Annotated in this window: 14 protein-coding genes; 5 read left to right on the top strand and 9 right to left on the bottom strand. The window is 71.5% G+C overall.

Going from position 1 to position 16,401, the window contains the following annotated elements:
- Nucleotides 1–27: 27 nt before the first annotated feature.
- Both CP976_RS19070 and CP976_RS19065 read right to left on the bottom strand, forming a co-directional pair.
- Nucleotides 28–1,599 carry a sodium:solute symporter family protein gene (locus CP976_RS19070; protein WP_150481467.1) on the bottom strand — a complete coding sequence of 524 codons (1,572 nt, stop codon included), beginning with the start codon at nt 1,597–1,599 and terminating at the stop codon, nt 28–30.
- 162 nt (nt 1,600–1,761) lie between these two features.
- Nucleotides 1,762–2,547, bottom strand: a complete 786-nt coding sequence (locus CP976_RS19065; protein ID WP_150481466.1) for an SDR family oxidoreductase — start codon at nt 2,545–2,547, stop codon at nt 1,762–1,764.
- Nucleotides 2,548–2,625: 78 nt separating this feature from the next.
- Here CP976_RS19065 and CP976_RS19060 point away from each other — a divergent pair, with 78 nt between their 5' ends.
- Nucleotides 2,626–3,465, top strand: a complete 840-nt coding sequence (locus tag CP976_RS19060; RefSeq protein WP_150481465.1) for a hypothetical protein — start codon at nt 2,626–2,628, stop codon at nt 3,463–3,465.
- A 32-nt stretch (nt 3,466–3,497) separates the two neighbouring features.
- On the opposite strand, the gene CP976_RS19055 is transcribed toward CP976_RS19060, so the two are convergent.
- Together CP976_RS19055 and CP976_RS19050 are read right to left on the bottom strand one after the other, a co-directional pair.
- The gene (locus CP976_RS19055; protein WP_150481464.1) at nt 3,498–5,366 is read right to left on the bottom strand and encodes an MFS transporter; all 1,869 of its coding nucleotides are present in this window, start codon (nt 5,364–5,366) and stop codon (nt 3,498–3,500) included.
- A gap of 168 nt (nt 5,367–5,534) precedes the next feature.
- Nucleotides 5,535–8,378 (bottom strand): D-alanyl-D-alanine carboxypeptidase, encoded by a 2,844-nt coding sequence (locus CP976_RS19050; RefSeq protein WP_150485403.1) that lies wholly within the window; start codon nt 8,376–8,378, stop codon nt 5,535–5,537.
- Between the two features lie 237 nt (nt 8,379–8,615).
- On the opposite strand from CP976_RS19050, the gene CP976_RS19045 reads away from it, so the two are divergent.
- From CP976_RS19045 to CP976_RS19035, 3 genes are all read left to right on the top strand, one after another.
- Nucleotides 8,616–9,371 (top strand): GOLPH3/VPS74 family protein, encoded by a 756-nt coding sequence (locus tag CP976_RS19045; protein ID WP_150481463.1) that lies wholly within the window; start codon nt 8,616–8,618, stop codon nt 9,369–9,371.
- Between the two features lie 232 nt (nt 9,372–9,603).
- Nucleotides 9,604–10,461 (top strand): helix-turn-helix domain-containing protein, encoded by an 858-nt coding sequence (locus tag CP976_RS19040; protein ID WP_150481462.1) that lies wholly within the window; start codon nt 9,604–9,606, stop codon nt 10,459–10,461.
- A gap of 212 nt (nt 10,462–10,673) precedes the next feature.
- A complete protein-coding gene (locus CP976_RS19035) occupies nt 10,674–10,865 on the top strand; it encodes a DUF397 domain-containing protein (protein WP_150481461.1) in 192 nt (63 codons plus the stop codon).
- A gap of 106 nt (nt 10,866–10,971) precedes the next feature.
- On the opposite strand, the gene CP976_RS19030 is transcribed toward CP976_RS19035, so the two are convergent.
- The 3 genes from CP976_RS19030 to CP976_RS19020 all read right to left on the bottom strand — a co-directional run bounded on the left by CP976_RS19030 (nt 10,972) and on the right by CP976_RS19020 (nt 13,460).
- Nucleotides 10,972–11,889, bottom strand: a complete 918-nt coding sequence (locus CP976_RS19030) for a MerR family transcriptional regulator (RefSeq protein ID WP_150481460.1) — start codon at nt 11,887–11,889, stop codon at nt 10,972–10,974.
- Between the two features lie 71 nt (nt 11,890–11,960).
- Nucleotides 11,961–12,464 carry a glutathione peroxidase gene (locus CP976_RS19025; protein ID WP_086853406.1) on the bottom strand — a complete coding sequence of 168 codons (504 nt, stop codon included), beginning with the start codon at nt 12,462–12,464 and terminating at the stop codon, nt 11,961–11,963.
- A 9-nt stretch (nt 12,465–12,473) separates the two neighbouring features.
- On the bottom strand, nt 12,474–13,460 hold the full coding sequence (locus CP976_RS19020) for an ArsR/SmtB family transcription factor (RefSeq protein ID WP_150481459.1): 987 nt from the start codon (nt 13,458–13,460) through the stop codon (nt 12,474–12,476).
- Between the two features lie 71 nt (nt 13,461–13,531).
- Between CP976_RS19020 and CP976_RS19015 the strand changes: the two genes are divergently transcribed.
- Complete coding sequence (locus CP976_RS19015) at nt 13,532–14,749, top strand: MFS transporter (protein ID WP_150481458.1); 1,218 nt, start codon at nt 13,532–13,534, stop codon at nt 14,747–14,749.
- 9 nt (nt 14,750–14,758) lie between these two features.
- Here CP976_RS19015 and CP976_RS19010 read toward each other — a convergent pair whose 3' ends face one another.
- Together CP976_RS19010 and CP976_RS19005 are read right to left on the bottom strand one after the other, a co-directional pair.
- A complete protein-coding gene (locus CP976_RS19010; protein ID WP_150481457.1) occupies nt 14,759–15,457 on the bottom strand; it encodes a hypothetical protein in 699 nt (232 codons plus the stop codon).
- Between the two features lie 73 nt (nt 15,458–15,530).
- Nucleotides 15,531–16,337, bottom strand: coding sequence for an SAM-dependent methyltransferase (locus tag CP976_RS19005; protein WP_150481456.1), 807 nt, complete (start codon nt 16,335–16,337; stop codon nt 15,531–15,533).
- Between the last annotated feature and the right edge of the window lie 64 nt (nt 16,338–16,401).

Raw genomic sequence — 16,401 nt, 5'->3', positions numbered from 1 at the left:
TGCGCCTCAGCCCTTGACCGTCGTGCCTCAGTCCTTGACCGTCGTCCGCACCACGTCGTCCGCCGGCCCGGCCGGTACCGGGACCGCGGCCGACGCCGCCCCGTCCCCGTCCGTGTTGATCTTCTCGATGAGCGCCAGCCGCTCCGGGGTGTCCTCCGGCTTGATGTAGCCGATGAGGATGTAGAGGACCAGCGAAACCGCCAGCGGGATCGACACCTGGTACTGGAGCGGCACGCCGCCCTCGACGTTCCAGTGGATCGGGTAGTTCACCAGCCAGAAGGCGAGCAGGCCCATCGACCAGCTGACGAGGGCCGCCGTCGGTCCGGAGCGGCGGAACGCCCGCAGCAGGCCCAGCATCATCGGGATCGCCATCGGGCCCATCAGACCGGCCACCCACTTGATGACGACCGTGATGATGTCCTTGAACGCGGGGGAGTTGACCTGCGTCGCCGCCGCCATCGACAGGCCGAGGAAGACCACCGTCGCGACACGGGCGACCCGCAGGCCCTGGCTCTGGTTCCAGGCCCGTGCCCGGGCCCAGATCACCGGCGCGCAGTCCCGGGTGAACACGGCCGCGATGGCGTTGGCGTCCGAGGAGCACATGGCCATGGTGTGCGAGAAGAAGCCGACGATGACCAGACCCAGCAGGCCGTGGGGGAGGAGCTGTTCGGTCATCAGGGCGTAGGAGTCGGAGCCGTCGGCCTTCTGCGACTCGACCAGCAGCGGGGACATCCACATGGGGAAGAACAGCACCAGCGGCCAGACCAGCCAGAGGATCGCCGACAGCCGGGCCGACCGCTCGGCCTCCTTGGCGTTCGGGGTGGCCATGTAGCGCTGGGCCTGGTTGAGCATGCCGCCGTTGTACTCGAAGAGCTTGATGAACAGGAACGCCAGCAGGAAGACCGTGCCGTACGGGCCGACGAGCGGTTTCTCGTGGCCCTGGAGCTCGGGGGAGTCCCAGACGCCGAAGAAGCCGCCGTGGTCGTCGAGGCGTACGAACACCGCCACGAACATCGCGATGCCGGCCAGCAACTGGATGATGAACTGGCCGAGTTCGGTCAGCGCGTCCGCCCACAGGCCGCCGATCGTGCAGTAGACCGCCGTGATGCCGCCGGTGATGAGGATGCCCTGGTTGAGGGAGATCCCCGTGAAGACCGACAGCAGCGTCGCGATCGCCGCCCACTTCGCGCCCACGTCCACGATCTTCAGCAGCATGCCGGACCAGGCCAGCGCCTGCTGCGTCTTCAGGTCGTAACGGTTCTTCAGGTACTCCAGCGGGGAGGCCACATGGAGCCGCGAGCGGAGCCGGTTGATGCGCGGCGCGAACAGCTTCGAGCCGATGGCGATGCCGAGGGCGATCGGGAAGGACCAGGTGACGAAGGACGTGACGCCATAGGTGTAGGCGATGCCCGCGTACCCGGTGAACATCACCGCGCTGTAGCCCGACATGTGGTGCGAGATGCCGGAGAGCCACCACGGCATCTTGCCGCCGGCGGTGAAGAAGTCGCTGACGTTGTCCACGCGTTTGTGCGACCAGACGCCGATCGCGACCATCACGGCGAAGTAGCCGATGAGCACGGCCCAGTCGAGACCGTTCATGAGTCCCCTTCCACGGGTGCGCCGCCAGGGTCAGGCATGTGAACTCTGGGTTCGGTGACGTGCGCACGGCAAGGAAGAGGAAGGTCAAGAGACCGTAAAAAAGTTCGGTGAGATGACTTGCATTTATGTACGTGAACGACATCGTCTGGCTGGAAATCGCCTTCAGCGCATCAGCTCACCCGCGTTCACCAGCAGCGACTGGCCCGTGATCGCCCGCGCCCGGTCCGACGCCAGGAACACCGTCGCGTCCGCCACGTCCGCGTCCGTCGCCAGCTCCGGCAGTGCCGTACGACCCGTCAGCCTGCCCAGCACCTCCGCCTCCGACACGCCCTCCCGGCCGGCGGTGAACCGTACGTACGCCTGCACCGGCGGGCCCCACATCCAGCCCGGCAGCACGGTGTTGACCCGGATCCGGTACGGCCCCAGTTCCCGCGCCAGCGAGTACATCGCGCTCGTCAGCGCCCCCTTCGACGCCGCGTACGCCGCCTGCCGCACCTGCGAGGGAGCGGCCGCCGCCGACTGTGTCCCGATGAACACGACGGACCCGCCGCCTTGTTTGAGCGACGGCAGGCAGACCCGGGTCATCCGCAGCGTGCCCAGCAGATTCACGTCCAGGACCGAGTGCCAGGCCTCGAAGTCCGCGTCCTCCAGGCCGCCGAAGTGGCCGTCCAGCGCCGCCACATGCACCACCGCGTCGATCCGCCCGAACCGCTCCCGCGCCAGCCCCGCCAGCGCCTCGCACTGCCCCTCGTCGGTGATGTCGGTCGCCCGGTACGCCGTGCGCGACCCGTCCGGATCCAGCTCGGCGGCCGTCTTCGCCAGGTTCGCCTCGGTACGGGCCCCGAGCACGGCCCGGCCGCCGTCCCGTACGACGGCCGCCGCCACCTGCCGCCCCAGCCCGGCCCCGACCCCCGACACGACGACCGTCTTCCCCGCGAGCAGCGACATCGAAGCCTCCCCGGAACCCTGGCGCATTATCTGACGGAGCGTCAGAGTATGAGCCAGCCGCCAACAGAGGGGAAGGGCATGAGCGACGACACCCGCAGCGAGCTGTACGCCGAACTGGCCGCCGTCGGCCCCTACGGCACCCACCCCGGCCACGCCCTGATCACCATGGTCGAACCGCACCCGGGCCACGAGTACGCCTACAACCGCTGGTACGAGGACGACCACTACTACGCCGGCGCGATGGCCATGCCCTGGATGTACGCCGGCCGCCGCTGGGTGGCGACCCGGGACCTGCAACTCCTGCGCTACCCCGAGAAGTCGGCGGTCGCCCAGCCCGTCACCACGGGCTGCTACCTCTCCACGTACTGGATCACCGCCGGCCGCTACGACGACCACATGCGCTGGACGGTCGCCATCAACAAGCGCCTCAACCGCGACGGCCGCGTCTACCACGACCGCACCCACGTCCTCACGGCCTTCCAGGACCACGAGGCGACGGTCTACCGGGACGGGGCGGCCGGACCGCGCGACGTCCACGCCCTCGACCACCCCTACGCAGGCCTGGTCCTCCAGGTCGTCGAGGCCGGCGCACCCGAGCAGCGCCCGCAGCTGCTGGAGTGGCTGCGCTCCCGCCACCTGCCCAAGCGGCTCGCGGGCTCCCCGGCGGCGATGGTGACCGTCTTCCGGCCGACCCCGCTGCCCGGCGACCGCATGACCTACGTCAAGCAGGTCGAGGGCGTCGACACCCGGCTGACCCTGCTGTGGTTCCTCCAGGCGGACCCGCGCGAGTGCTGGGACGCCTTCTTCACCGGCCTGGACACCGCGGTCGGCGAATCAGGGCTCGGGCGGGTGGAGCTGGTCGCGCCCTTCGTCCCGACGGTGCCGGGAACGGACCAGTACGTCGACCGGCTCCGCTGAGAGCCGAGCGCCGAAAGCCAGAGCCGGCAGGGTCAGCGCAGCTCCTCCGGGCACGGCGTGCCCCGGGGCAGTTGGTAGGGCGCCGCCAGGTGGTAGGTGCCCGGCTTCGGCGCGACCAGCACCGTCCACTTGTCGCCGTCCTCGTCCTCCTCCGTCTCCGCCAGACAGCCGTTGACGTTGACGTACGTCTTCGGCTCGCCCTCGGGACGGTCCTCGGACGCCTCCGTCTCCTGCGGTGGCTTCAGACTCTTGCCCTCGGCGTCGACGATGCTCAGCCACGGCGAGTACGGGATGCGGACCAGGATCCGGCCCGCCTTCTTCACCTGGAGGATCATCTCGCCCTGCTCGGCCCGGTCGACGACGGCGTTCGGCTCGGCGAGCGGGGTGGGGTCGGTCACCTTGAAGAGCTGCCAGTTGGCGTCGCCCCAGACCTGGGTCAGATACGGCAGCCCGCGCTGCACGAGCGCACGCTCCCGCTGCCCCCCGTCGCCGTCCGGCTCGTCCTTCGGCAGCACCACGTAGTGCACCGCCCAGCGCTTCAGCCACTCGTGGTAGTTCGCCGAGTTGAGCGTGTCGTCGTAGAAGAGGGGGTTGCGCTCCATGTCGGCCTGCCGGTTCCAGCCCCGGGCCAGGTTGACGTACGGGGCGAGGGCGGAGGCCTCGCGGTGGGAGCGGGCAGGGACGACCTCCACGCGGCCCTTCTCGGCGCGGACCTCCTGCAACTCGTTCACCAGCGGCGCCAGCTCGCGCGACCAGGACGCCGCCGGCGCCGTGTGCACGATGTCGTCGACCGTCTTGAAGCCGATCCACCCGGCGAAACCGACGAGCGCGACGACGGCCGCGTACCACTTGCGGCTGCGCGGCACCGTGAACGGCAGCGCGGTGACCAGCGCCACCCCGGCGAACAGCATCGCCAGCCGCGTGATGTTCGAACCGATCTGGGAGCTGACCAGCCACACCAGCACGACGCCCAGCCCGTACACCGCGGCCGTCAGCCGGACCGTCTTCCAGTCCTCCGGCACCAGGACGAAGACGAGGACCGAGAACGCGAGCGGCAGCAGCACCGAGCCGATCATCATCGGCTGCGTCCCCGAGAACGGGAACAGCCACGCCGACACCGCCACCACCGCGGTCGGCGCCAGCCCCAGCGCCCACGCGCCCGGCCGTCGCTTCTGGAGGAACAGCGCCACCGCCACCAGGCCCACGAACAGACCCGCGACCGGCGAGGCCATGGTGGCCAGCGCGGCCAGCGGCGCCGCGGACAGGGCCTTCGCCCAGCGCTTGTAGCGCCACCGGTACGGCCAGCAGAACACGACGGCGACCGCGCCGAGCGCGAACATCATGCCCAGGCCGAACGTCACCCGCCCGGACACCGCGTTGCAGAACAGCCCGAATACACCGGCCAGCGACGCCCACAGGGGATTGCGGACGGACCGGCTGCGCAGGAGGAGCAGGGTCAGCAGGCCCGCCGAGACCGTCCCCGCGATCATCATCGTCGTGCGCACGCCGAGCACCGACATCAGATACGGCGACACCACGCTGTACGACACCGGGTGCATCCCGCCGTACCAGGCGAGGTTGTACGCCGAGTCCGGGTGCCGGCCGACGAACTCGGCCCAGGCGTCCTGCGCGGCCAGATCGCCGCCGCTGTTCGCGAACGTGAAGAACCAGACGACGTGGAGCACTCCGGCCAGGCCCGTGATGGACAGCACCGGGTGGCGCAGCATGCGCTCACGCAGCGTCAGTACGGCGGCCTTCAACCCGGATTCCGGGAGGTCGGGGGAGTCGCCGTCACGGCCGTTGCGGCTGCTGCCTTCCCCGGCTGCGGGCAGCCGTATTCGCGGGCCGGCTACCGGGCCCGGTTCGGCGTCGTCGGCGCGTGTCGGCTCCGCTGTGGCCACTCGAAGGCACTCCCCGTGTCCCGTCTTCTGTTCTCGTCTTCTCTTCCCGGCCGTGCCCCGTTGGTCAGCGGTTCACAGCCGCGCCGCGACGCTAGCACGCACCCCGCCGGGCGGCGCCCGGACGGGCCGTTACCGGCGGGGTGCGGTCGTGCGGGCCGGCGAGCCGGCTCAGCCGATGCGCGTGAGCTTGTCCGCGAAGCCCGGCTCCACGAGGTCCTTCTGGAGGGCGACCGGGACCTTGACCGCGTTGGTGCTGCCGTCACCGACGGTGAGCGTGCCCACCTTCTTGCCGGCCTTCGCCGTGTGCGGCAGCTCGTCAGCGGCGAACGTCAGCTTGACGGACAGGCCCGCCCAGCCGACCGCCGTGACGTCCTCGGTGACGGCGACCGGCGTACGGCCGCCGAGGCCGTCGTCCGCGTACCCGACGACTGTGCCCTTCTTCAGGATCGTCGCCGACTCCAGCGCGCCCTGCGCGGCCTTGATCAGCTTGTCGCCCTCGTGCAGCGCGGCGCCCAGGATGGTGTTGTCCGGGCCCCCGGCGGGCTGGCGCACGACGGCGCCGACGATCCGGCGGGTCTCACCGTTGACCTCTTTCCTCGCCGAGAAGACGAGGTTGCCGAGCGCCGAGGTGGTGGTGCCGGTCTTGATGCCGGTCACGTCGTTGTAGCCGACCAGGCGGTTCCAGTTGTCGTGCTTGGTGCCCTTGTAGTCGACGTACGACATCATCGCCGCGACCTCGCGGAAGGCGGGCTGCTCCATGGCCGCCTTGGCGAGCTTCACCTGGTCCACGGCGGTGGACACGGTGGTGTTGTTCAGGCCCGACGGGTCGGTGTACGTCGTGTTCTTCATGCCGAGGTCCTTGGCGGCGTCGTTCATCTTGCCCACGAACGCCTTCTCGGACCCCGCGTCCCAGCGGGCGAGCAGCCGCGCCACGTTGTTCGCGGAAGCGATCAGGATGCTCTCCAGAGCCTCCCGCTGGCTGATCTTGTCGCCCTTGGTGACGTCGACGGTGGACTCCTGGCCGGCGTCGGACTGGTCCTCGGCGGCCTGGTCGATGTCGATCTTCGGCCCGTCCGCACCGCTCTTGAGCGGGTGATCGCGGAGGATCACATAGGCGGTCATGACCTTGGCGACACTCGCGATCGGCACGGGCTTCTGCTCGCCGGACGACCCGAACGTGCCGATGCCCTGGACGTCCAGCGCGGCCTGGCCCTTGGCCGGCCAGGGGATGTCGACCTTGCCGCCCTCGAAGGTGTAGCTGTCCTCGGCGGTGAGTTCCAGGGTGGGCGCAGGCAGCGGGCGCACGCTCTGCACGACGCCGAAGACGATCACCAGCAGCAGCACCAGCGGCGTCCAGATCTTCACCCGCCGCACGGCCGTCCGCAGCGGGGTGTCCGGCGGCGGCGGGGTGTTCGTCAGCTCGGCCAGCAGGTCCAGCGGTGGGCGCGGCGGCAGGGGCTGCTGGGTGGTCCGCTCGGGGCCGACGGTGGGCACGGAGGCGGTGGCGTCGGCGGGGGCGGGGGCGGTCGCCGGCTTGCGGGCCGCCGGGTCGTCCAACGGCTTGAGCGCGACGAACTTACTGGTGCGCTCGGCGTCCTTCTCGGGCGCGGCCTTGGCGTCCTTGGCGTCCTTGGCGTCCTTGGCTTCCTTGGCGGCACCGCCGAGCTTCAGCATGGTGGTCGGCTGATCGACCGGCGGCCGTACAGCTTTGAAGACGGCTGTGGGCTGGTCGACGGGGGGCTCGGCGTCGCCCTTGCCGGTGTCGGTGTCGTCCGACTCGGGAGCCTTGTCCGCGCCGTCGGCCTCGGCCGTCTCGGGCTTCTCCGGGGTGTCGTCGGTGTCGTCGGAGGTGGTCGTGTCCGCCGAGGCGTCCTCGGAAGCGCCGGTGGCGGAACGGTCCGCCTCGGGCTCGTCGGCCTCCTCCTGCCCGTCCTCGGCACCGGCACCGGCCTCGTCCGCCTCGTCCGAGTCTCCGGCCTTCGGCCGGTCCTCGCCGTCGGTGGCAGCGTTGTCCGCGCCTTCGGTCCTCGGCCGGTCCTCGACGTCGGTGGCGGCCTCCTCCCCGCCTTCGGCGTCTTGGTCGTCCCGGGCGTCCACGTCGGCCTCAGCAGCCTTCTCAGGCTTCTGGCCGTCCGTGTCGGCCTCCGCGGCCTCTTCCGCCCTCTCAGCCGCCTCCTGGCCGTCCTCAGAGCCCTTGCCGGCGCCCTCGGCCCGCTCGCCCCGGCCCTCGGCCGCCGCAGGCTCCTCGTCCTGGTCGGCCGACGCCACCCACGCGGCCACGGCGTCCCGCAGCCGTCCGTCACCGGAGGCAGTGTCGTCCCCGCGCTGACCGGAGCCGGAGGACTCGCCGGAGCCCTTCACGTCCTCCTCGGCAGACCCCTGGGACGCGCCGGCCGCGGCGCCCTTGGCGCCGGCGTCGGTCCCGCCCTGCTCGGCGTCAGACGCCGAGTCGGTGTCGTCGGCGTCCTGCTCGGTGTCAGCGGCCGAGTCGGTGTCGTCGGCGTTCTGCTCGGTATCAGCCGCAGAGTCGGTCTCGCCCGCGTCCCGCTCGGCCTCAGCCGCCGCAGTCCCGGTGCCCGCGTCGCTGTCGCCCTGCTCGGCCTCAGCCGCCGGGCCCTCGGCACGGGTGTCGTCGGCGTCCTGCTCGGCGTCAGTCGCCGAGTCCGCCTCGTCCGAGCCCTGCTCGGCGTCAGCCTCTCGCTCGGCGTCAGCCGTCGAACCGGCCTCACCTTCGCCCCGCTCGGCGTCAGCCGGCGAACCCGCCTCGCCCGCGTCCCGCTCGGCGTCGGCCTCCTCGCCCGGCTTCTCCGCCGTCCGGGTGGACAGCACACGGGTCGCCGTATCGGCGCCGCCCCGCTTCGCGGACCTCTCCGTGTCCCGGGCCACCGCCAGGCGCGGGTCGCGCTTGGGTGCGGCCTCGCTCCTGGCCTCGGGAACCGGACTCGCGCTCCCCGACGTCGGTTCTGCCGACGACTCGCGCTGCTTCGACCTGTCGGGGGACTCGCCCGCCACCGATGCCTCCTCCTCGCGCCGCACCACCCGCGTGCGCGTACCGAACCGTGAACCGCCGCCCGTGACACCGCTCCCCGGCGCTGTCCGAACCATGTACCAGTGTCCTGTGTGCGGACTAAACCCATCCGGTAGACGAGAACGACATACCTACTGGTTCCACTACGAACCGGTCACGCACCCTCGACAGACCAATGTGAGAGGGGTCACCCTGTCATTCATCCACGCGGGGAGGCATGGATGGGCAGGAGCCGCAGAACACTTCCGGAAGAGCTTCTGCTGCTGGCACTGGACCCGGCCACGGGTACCACTGCGCAGCCGCAGTCGCTCGACCTCGGTCTGGCCGGTGCACAGCTAGTGGAGCTGGCACTGGCCGGACGGATAGCCCCAGACGGGGATCGTATCGCCGTGGTTGTACCACGGCCGACTGGAGATCCAACTCTGGACTGCGCGTTGGAGTTGCTGCGAAGGCGCGGCGCTCCTGTACGGGCCGTTCACTGGATCGGCGGGCCACGATTGGGGCTCCGCCAGACCTACCTCAGCCATCTGGAGCGGTGCGGCATGGTGCATGCCGTGGCGGGCCAGATGTGCGGAGTGCTGCCGACGACTCGCTACCAGGCGACGGACAACGACATCAGCCGGGAGATCAGGGCCCGGCTGGACTCGGCGATCCGCACCGGCGTACCGCCGGACCCGCGGACCGCGGCGCTCGCCGCCCTGGCACACGCGGTCGGCCTCGGCAAGCACCTGTATCCGGGCAACGAGGGGCGCTCCTCTCGGTCCCGGCTGCGGGATCTGATCAGGCACGACCCCATGGGCGGTCTCGTCGCGCACGCGGTGATGGACGTCCAGAACGGCGTGGCGGCCCAGCCGCGCCGCAGCCCGGCCCCGTCCGGCCGTCCGGCCGCCGGCGGAGCCAGGCCCGCACCGGAACCCGCCCGCGGTGTTCCGATGCAACCGCGCCACGGAACCATGGCGCGCGCCGTGGCCCACTGAGCCGCGCGGCGGCACGAGCACGACGCCGCGCCCACGAACCCGGTCACGGGAGCCGCTGTCCGAGCGGGGCGGGGAGAGCACACACTCTCCCCGCCCCGCTCGGCGTGCCTGCCCGAACTGGCGTGTACCCGTCGCATATCCACCGTTTCCCAGCGGTAGGAAGCAGCTTGGTGGCAGTCTGCTCAACAGCAGACACGCAAAGTAGAGGCACGCAGCCGGAGGTGCACGTCCCGTGGCGTCCAATGTCAATCCCACCGTCAGGCGGCGCCGGCTGGGCCAGGAGCTGCGCCGGCTCCGTGAGCTCAAGGGCATGACGGCCGAAGAGGTCGCCGAGCGGCTGCTGGTGTCCCAGTCGAAGATCAGCCGGCTGGAGAACGGGCGGCGCAGCATCAGCCAGCGCGACGTCCGGGACCTGTGCGGGGTCTACGAGGTCGAGGACCAGCGGATCGTCGACTCGCTGATGCAGATGGCCAAGGACTCCCGGCAGCAGGGCTGGTGGCACGCCTTCGGGGACATCCCGTACAGCGTCTACATCGGCCTGGAGACGGACGCCGAGTCGCTCAGGGTCTACGAACCCCAGATCATCACCGGCCTGTTGCAGACGCGTGCGTACGCCGAGGCCATCATCCGGGGCGGCTCGCCCGAGGCGTCGGAGGCGGACAACGACAAGCGCGTCGAGGTCCGGCTGCGCCGGCAGGGCCGGATCACCGCAGAGACGGAGCCGCTGCGGCTGTGGGTGGTCCTGGACGAGGCGTCCCTGCACCGGGTCGTCGGGAGCCGACAGGTGATGCGCGAGCAGCTCGAGCACCTCATCGAGATGTCGCAGCTGCCCCACATCACCGTGCAGGTGCTGCCGTTCGAGGTCGGCGCGCACGCCGGCATCAACGGGCAGTACTCGATCCTGGAGTTCGCCGACGCGGCCGACTCCAGCGTGGTGTACATCGAGGGCGTGACCAGCGACCTGTACCTGGAGAAGCCGCTCGACGTGCAGAAGTACACGGTGATGTACGAGCACCTGCGCGCCCAGTCGCTGAACGTGGACCAGTCGCGGCAGCTCATCGAGCGCCTCGCGAAGGATTACGCGCGCTGACCGTCCGTGGCGCGAGACCTTCCGTGGCCCGGGACCTTCCGTCCGGCAAAGCGCGGGATGCTACACCCCTGACACGCCTGACTGGAAGTCTCCCCTGGAATATGCCATCCGGTCGAGTGAATGACTGCTCCGAACGAGGATGTTGGCGAGTAGCGTCGATCACGCCAACCACCAGCACGGGTTGGCGTAAACGCAACTGCTACGGAGCGAACATGGCAATTCGTCTGGGCGCCACGGAAACGTGGACGACGTCGTCCTACACCAACAACAACGGCGCCTGTGTGATGGTCAGGTCGACCGTCGAAGAGGCCCTGGAACTCGGGGACACCAAGGTCCCCGAGGGCCCCAAGCTGGCGTTTCCCGCCGACGCGTGGGACGCCTTCGTGGCCTCGGTCAAGGCCTGAGCCACCGCTCGACAACAGCACAAGCACCACCGACAGAGCCCTCTCGACCAGCCTCGCCGTCCTTGCCGAGAGGGCTCCGCTTGTGCCCGCGGGCTCCTGAGCGCGCTCAGCTCACCGGGAACGCCACATCACACACCGGGTCGTCGGCTCCCGCCGCCCCCCAGTCCGCGAAGTACAGCTCCCGGCACGGACCGGCCGCGGCCAGTCCCCGAGCCGCCATCCACTCCTCCACCGCCTCGAACGCGGCCAGGATCTGCGGGTGCGCCACCTGCGCCTTGGTGATCCGGGTGTACGCCAGCCGCCGGGCCGGCTCCACCCGTACCGCCGTCTCCCACGCCCACCCTCCCCCAAGCTCTCGGCTCCGCTCGACCAGGGGGGACCCCCATCGTTCCGCCCAGGCCCGTGCCGCCGCCTCATCGGCGACAGGCACGCACGCCTCCGCGGGGCCGTCGCTCTCCATGGACACCTCGGCGTGGTAGGCGACGTACGGCACCCCGGCCACGCCCCCGCACTCCCGGGCCGCCTCCTCCAGCCGGCCCAGCGCCGCCCCGATCCACGTCGGCAGCTCGTCCGCCAGCGTGTGCCGCTTCTCGGTGATCACCACCTGCTCGGGCACGTCCACCGTCTCGACCGCGAACTTCCGGTACATCTCGGAGCTCCTCCCCGACAGTCGCCCACGGAGGTACTCGGCGAGCGTCCGCTGCCCCGCCACCCGCGCCTCGACGTCCGCCCAGTACGCGCCGAGCAGTTCCGCCGCCGTCGGCCCGTCGCCCGCCGCGACCACCTCGGCGATCCGGGCCAGCGGCATGTCGAGCTGCCGCAGCATGGCCACGAGCCGGGCCGGTTCGACCTGCCCTGCGCGGTAGTAGCGGTAGCCGGTGGCCTCGTCGACGTACGCCGGGGACAGCAGCCCCAGCCGGTCGTACAGCCGCAGGGCCTTGGCCGACAGCCGGGCGCGCGCGGCGAACGCCCCGATGGTGAGCAGGTCACGGTCCGGTATGTCCACCACGGCATCCTCCGTCATCGGGCGGCTCTTCCGCCCGATGACGAGGACGCTCGGCCCTGCCCCAGGGGCAAGGTCAACCGGGGCGGGTGTCAGGCCAGCTGCGCCTCGATCGCCGCCACGACCTCGTCCGACTCCGGCTCGGTCTGCGGGGAGAAGCGGGCGACGACCCGGCCGTCCCGGCCGACGAGGAACTTCTCGAAGTTCCAGCGGATGTCCCCGCTGTGCCCCTCGGCGTCGGCGAAGCCGGTCAGGCGGTCGTACAGCGGGTGCCGGTTCTCGCCGTTCACCTCGACCTTCTCCGTCAGCGGGAAGGTCACGCCGTAGGTCGCCGAGCAGAACTCGGCGATCTCCTCGGCGCTGCCGGGCTCCTGCCCGAGGAACTGGTTGCAGGGCACGCCGAGGACGGTGAAGCCGCGCTCGGCGTACCGCTCGTGGAGCTTCTCCAGCCCGTTGTACTGCGGGGTCAGGCCGCACTTGGAGGCCACGTTCACCACGAGCACCGCCTTGCCCGCGTACTGGGACAGGTCGGCGGAACCGCCCTGGAGGGCACCGATCTCGACGTCGAGGGGAGAGGAACCGTTGTCAGTCGTCATGAGCGGATGCTAACTCCGCCGGGTGTCGGGCCGACCCGTTCCGGCCTCCACCAGGACCTGCCCCGCCGCGGTGCGCGAGTACAGCACCGACCGGCCCGCCCGCCGCCGCTCGACCAGCCCGGCGTCCAGCAGCACCCTCAGGTGCCGGCCGACCGAGCCGAGCCCCTGCCCGGTCACGGCGACCAACTGGCTGGTGCTCAGCGGGGAGTCGAGCAGGACGAGCACACCGGCCCGTGCGGCCCCGAGCAGTGCGCCGAGGCTCGCGGGCACGGTCCGGCCGCCGGCGTCGGCGAGCACGCCCGCGCACGCGTAGATCACCGCGTACCGGTCGGGCTCCTCCCAGGACACCCAGCCGGTCCGCGGGGTGACGGGCACGAACAGGAGCTCGGCGCCGGAGATCTCGCGGGGCGGGTACTCGTGCAGATTCACCTGGAGCCGGTTGTCACCCAGCCACCGGGTCCGGCCCGGTCGCAGCGCGTCCAGCACCGCCGCCCAGCCGCCCCGGCTCACCTGCGCGGTACGGGCGACCACGTCCGCCTCCAGCACCCGCCGACGCCGGTCCCAGTCCGGCCGTACCGTCTCGGTCCAGACGTACGTCAGCAGGCCGGCCGCGCGCTCGGGGAGGTCGTCCCGGTCCAGGGCGGGGGGAAGCGGGCCGGCGAGGGAGAGCCGCAGATGGGCGCGGGCTGCGTCGGGGCGGGCCGCCCGCACCCGTGCCACCCCTTCCTCGAAGGTCTCCCGGTCTCTCGGGGTGGGCGTGAGGAAGTCGGCGATCCAGGACCGGCCCAGCCCGGCGCGGACGAGCAGCGCGGTCACGGGGTCGGCGGCCAGCCGGGCCCGGTAGCCGGGCAGGTGGTCGCGGAGCCAGGCCCGTTCGCCCGGGTGCGCGGGTGTGCCCCGGTGCAGCAACTGGAGGCAGGCGAAGGTCTCGGCGAGCGGGGAGAGCACGAACCGGCTCCCGGCCAGGGTGTCGGCGTTGATCTGCCACCAGCCCATGCGCACCCCCCGACGTTTCGCACCCGCGCGAAACAATAACCAGGCGATCCGGGGCGCCGGAGACTCCCCGCATGCGCAGCTACCGCGAACTGTTCCGCACGCCCGAGTTCACCCCGTTCTTCCTGGCCGCGTCGGCGCAGACGGTCGCCCAGACGATGGGCGGACTGGCGCTTGGCATCCTGGTGTACCGGGCGACCGAGTCGCCGCTGCTCTCGGCGCTGAGCATGTCCGGCTCGTCGCTGGTGCAGGTGGTGGGCGCGATGTTCCTGCTCTCGGCGGCCGACCGGCTGCCCCCGCGCGCGGCCCTCACGGCCCTGCCCCTGATCTTCGCGGCGGGCACGGCGGCCCTGGCCCTGCCCGGCCTGCCGATCTGGTCCCTCTTTGCGATCGTCCTGGCCATGGGGCTGGCGAAGTCGGTGGGCGGGGGAGTGCGCTGGGGCCTGCTGAACGAGATCCTCTCCAAGGACGGCTACCTGCTGGGCCGCTCGGTCTTCAACATGATGAGCGGCCTCATGCAGATCGCCGGATACGCGACCGGCGGCGCGCTCGTGGCCCTGCTGTCCCCGCGGATCTCGCTGCTGGTGGCCGCCGCCCTCTACGTCCTCGCAGCCGCGGTCGTCCGCCTCGGCCTGACCGGCCGCCCACCCCGCGCGACGGGCCGCCCCTCGGTGTCGGCGACCTGGCGCGCCAACGCCCTGCTCTGGTCGTCCGCACCCCGCCGCCAGGTCTATCTGGCCCTGTGGATCCCCAACGGCCTGGTCGTCGGCTGCGAATCCCTCTACGTCTCCTACGCCCCCGACTCCGCCGGCACCCTGTTCGCCTTCGCGGCACTCGGCATGCTGGCCGGGGACGTGCTGGTGGGCCGTCTGGTCCCACCGCGGCTGCGCCCCCGCCTGGGCTTCCCGCTCCTGCTGGTCCTGGCCGTCCCGTACGTGCCCTTCCTGCTCCACCCGCCCCTTCCGCTCGCCGCGGCCGCCGTCACGCTGGCCTCGGTCGGCTTCGGCGCGAGCCTCGTCCAGCAGGAGCGCCTGGTGGCCCTGACACCCGACGCCCTCACGGGCCACGCCCTGGGACTGCACTCGGCCGGCATGCTCACGATGCAGGGCGTGGCCGCGGCACTCGCGGGTTCGGTGGCCCAACTGACGTCCCCGGCAGGCGCGATGACGGCCATGGCGACCCTGTCGGCCGGGGTGACGCTGGCGCTGATGACGGCGGGGAGGCGGGAGCGGCGGGCGACGGCACCGGTGCCGGGACGGAGAGCTTCCGAGGGAAGGTCCGCGGGGAGGTGACGAAGGGTGTCACTCCTCCTCCGGGGCGCTCTCGTCCGGGGCCCCGCCCTCGATCAGCCGCTCCGCGATGTCGTCGGCCCACTCCTGGGCCCAGCGACGGAGTCCGGCGACGCCCGGGACGTCGAGGCCGTGGGCGGTGAACGCGCTGTCGTCGAGCCAGTCCGTGCCGGTCAGCCGGGCCTGGAGGTCGGTGAGGTCGAAGGGCTCGGAGGCGTGGCGGCGGCCCAGTTCCTCCAGTTCGGGATGGCTCCAGCGGGCCGAGGCGGCGTATACGTCGACCAGGTCGCGGGCGAGGCCACGGTCGGCCAGGTCCCGCACGCGGGTGCCGACGAGGTCGTCGAGGGAGAGGGCCGGCCCGAGCCCGGTCAGCACGGGCGGGCGCCACAGCACCTCCTTGTGGAGGCCGACCTCGTACTCCGCACCCGTCGCCGCGTCGGTGACGAGGAACTGGGCGGACAGCGGATCGCTCTCCCGCGTCCGCACGAGCCAGCCGCGCGCCACGAGCCCCGTCCGGACGGTGTCGGCGATGCCGTCCATCCCGGCGGGGTGCTCGGTGGCGACGTCCACGTCCGGTCCGGCCCGCCGCACCAGCCCGTGGGCCAGCACCGCGTACCCGCCCGCCAGGACGAGGGCGTACGCCTCACCCACCGCGAGCAGATCACCGATGAGCCGCCGGACCGGCTCGGGGGCGGGGGCTGGTGCGGCCATGTCCTGATTATCGCGTGGGGGCTTCCCGGGGGCGCGACCCGCCACGACGGCGCGCACCGGACCACGGGCCCCTTTACGCCTTGCGGCCCACGCCGCAGTACGCGTCCACAGCGGCGGCGTCCGCACCGGCCGCTCCCTCGGCAGGCTCCGGCCGCCACTCGGGCACCCGGACGACTCCTGGCTCCACCAACTCCAGCCCGTCGAAGAACCCGGCGATCTCGGCGACCTCGCGGACGTAATACGGCACCGCCCCACTCGCGTTGTAGGCCTCCGAAGCGGCGATCATGCCCTCACTCGTCGCGGTGCTGTCGCTGATCACCAGGTGGCTGCAGGCCGGCAACCCCGCCATCAGCCGCCGCACCAGCTCACGTGCCCGCTCGTAGTCGGCGACGTGCCCCAGCGTGTTGAGGATCATCAGGCCGACCGGCCGGGACAGGTCGAGCGTGCCCGCGGCGGCCTCCAGTACGGCCTCCGGGTCGTACAGGTCGGCGTCCAGATAGGCGGTCCTGCCCTCGGGTGTGCTGGTGAGCAGGGCGTTGGCGTGGGCCAGCACGATGGGGTCGTTGTCGACGTACACGATCCGGGAGTCCGGTGCCACGCGCTGGGCGACCTCGTGCGTGTTGTCGGCGGTCGGCAGCCCGGTGCCGATGTCCAGGAACTGCCGCACCCCCTGCTCGACGGCCAGATACCGCACCGCCCGTCCCAGGAACCGACGGCTCGTGACCGCCACGTCGACCAGACCCGGGAAGATCGACTTGATCTGGTCGCCGATCTCGCGGTCGACCTCGTAGTTGTCCTTGCCGCCGACGAAGTAGTTCCAGAAGCGGGCCGAGTGCGGCTTGGACGTGTCGATACGGTCACGCAGGCTGTCGTCGAGCACGGCAGGGCCTCCTGGGGGTGGGGAAGGGGGACCGGTCCACCAACCTAGGTGAACTCCGCACTCG

This window comes from Streptomyces coeruleorubidus, from assembly GCF_008705135.1.
Taxonomy (GTDB): Bacteria; Actinomycetota; Actinomycetes; order Streptomycetales; family Streptomycetaceae; genus Streptomyces; species Streptomyces coeruleofuscus.
Note: the sequence above shows the minus strand (reverse complement) of the source record. Positions and strands in the feature narration are given on the sequence as shown.

What these genes read in the sequence shown, in the direction of transcription:
- CP976_RS19070 (WP_150481467.1), bottom strand. Translation starts at nt 1,599, where the DNA reads ATGAACGGTCTCGACTGGGCCGTGCTCATCGGCTACTTCGCCGTGATG.
- CP976_RS19065 (WP_150481466.1), bottom strand. Translation starts at nt 2,547, where the DNA reads ATGTCGCTGCTCGCGGGGAAGACGGTCGTCGTGTCGGGGGTCGGGGCC.
- CP976_RS19060 (WP_150481465.1), top strand. Translation starts at nt 2,626, where the DNA reads ATGAGCGACGACACCCGCAGCGAGCTGTACGCCGAACTGGCCGCCGTC.
- CP976_RS19045 (WP_150481463.1), top strand. Translation starts at nt 8,616, where the DNA reads ATGGGCAGGAGCCGCAGAACACTTCCGGAAGAGCTTCTGCTGCTGGCA.
- CP976_RS19035 (WP_150481461.1), top strand. Translation starts at nt 10,674, where the DNA reads ATGGCAATTCGTCTGGGCGCCACGGAAACGTGGACGACGTCGTCCTAC.
- CP976_RS19030 (WP_150481460.1), bottom strand. Translation starts at nt 11,889, where the DNA reads ATGACGGAGGATGCCGTGGTGGACATACCGGACCGTGACCTGCTCACC.
- CP976_RS19025 (WP_086853406.1), bottom strand. Translation starts at nt 12,464, where the DNA reads ATGACGACTGACAACGGTTCCTCTCCCCTCGACGTCGAGATCGGTGCC.
- CP976_RS19020 (WP_150481459.1), bottom strand. Translation starts at nt 13,460, where the DNA reads ATGGGCTGGTGGCAGATCAACGCCGACACCCTGGCCGGGAGCCGGTTC.
- CP976_RS19015 (WP_150481458.1), top strand. Translation starts at nt 13,532, where the DNA reads ATGCGCAGCTACCGCGAACTGTTCCGCACGCCCGAGTTCACCCCGTTC.
- CP976_RS19010 (WP_150481457.1), bottom strand. Translation starts at nt 15,457, where the DNA reads ATGGCCGCACCAGCCCCCGCCCCCGAGCCGGTCCGGCGGCTCATCGGT.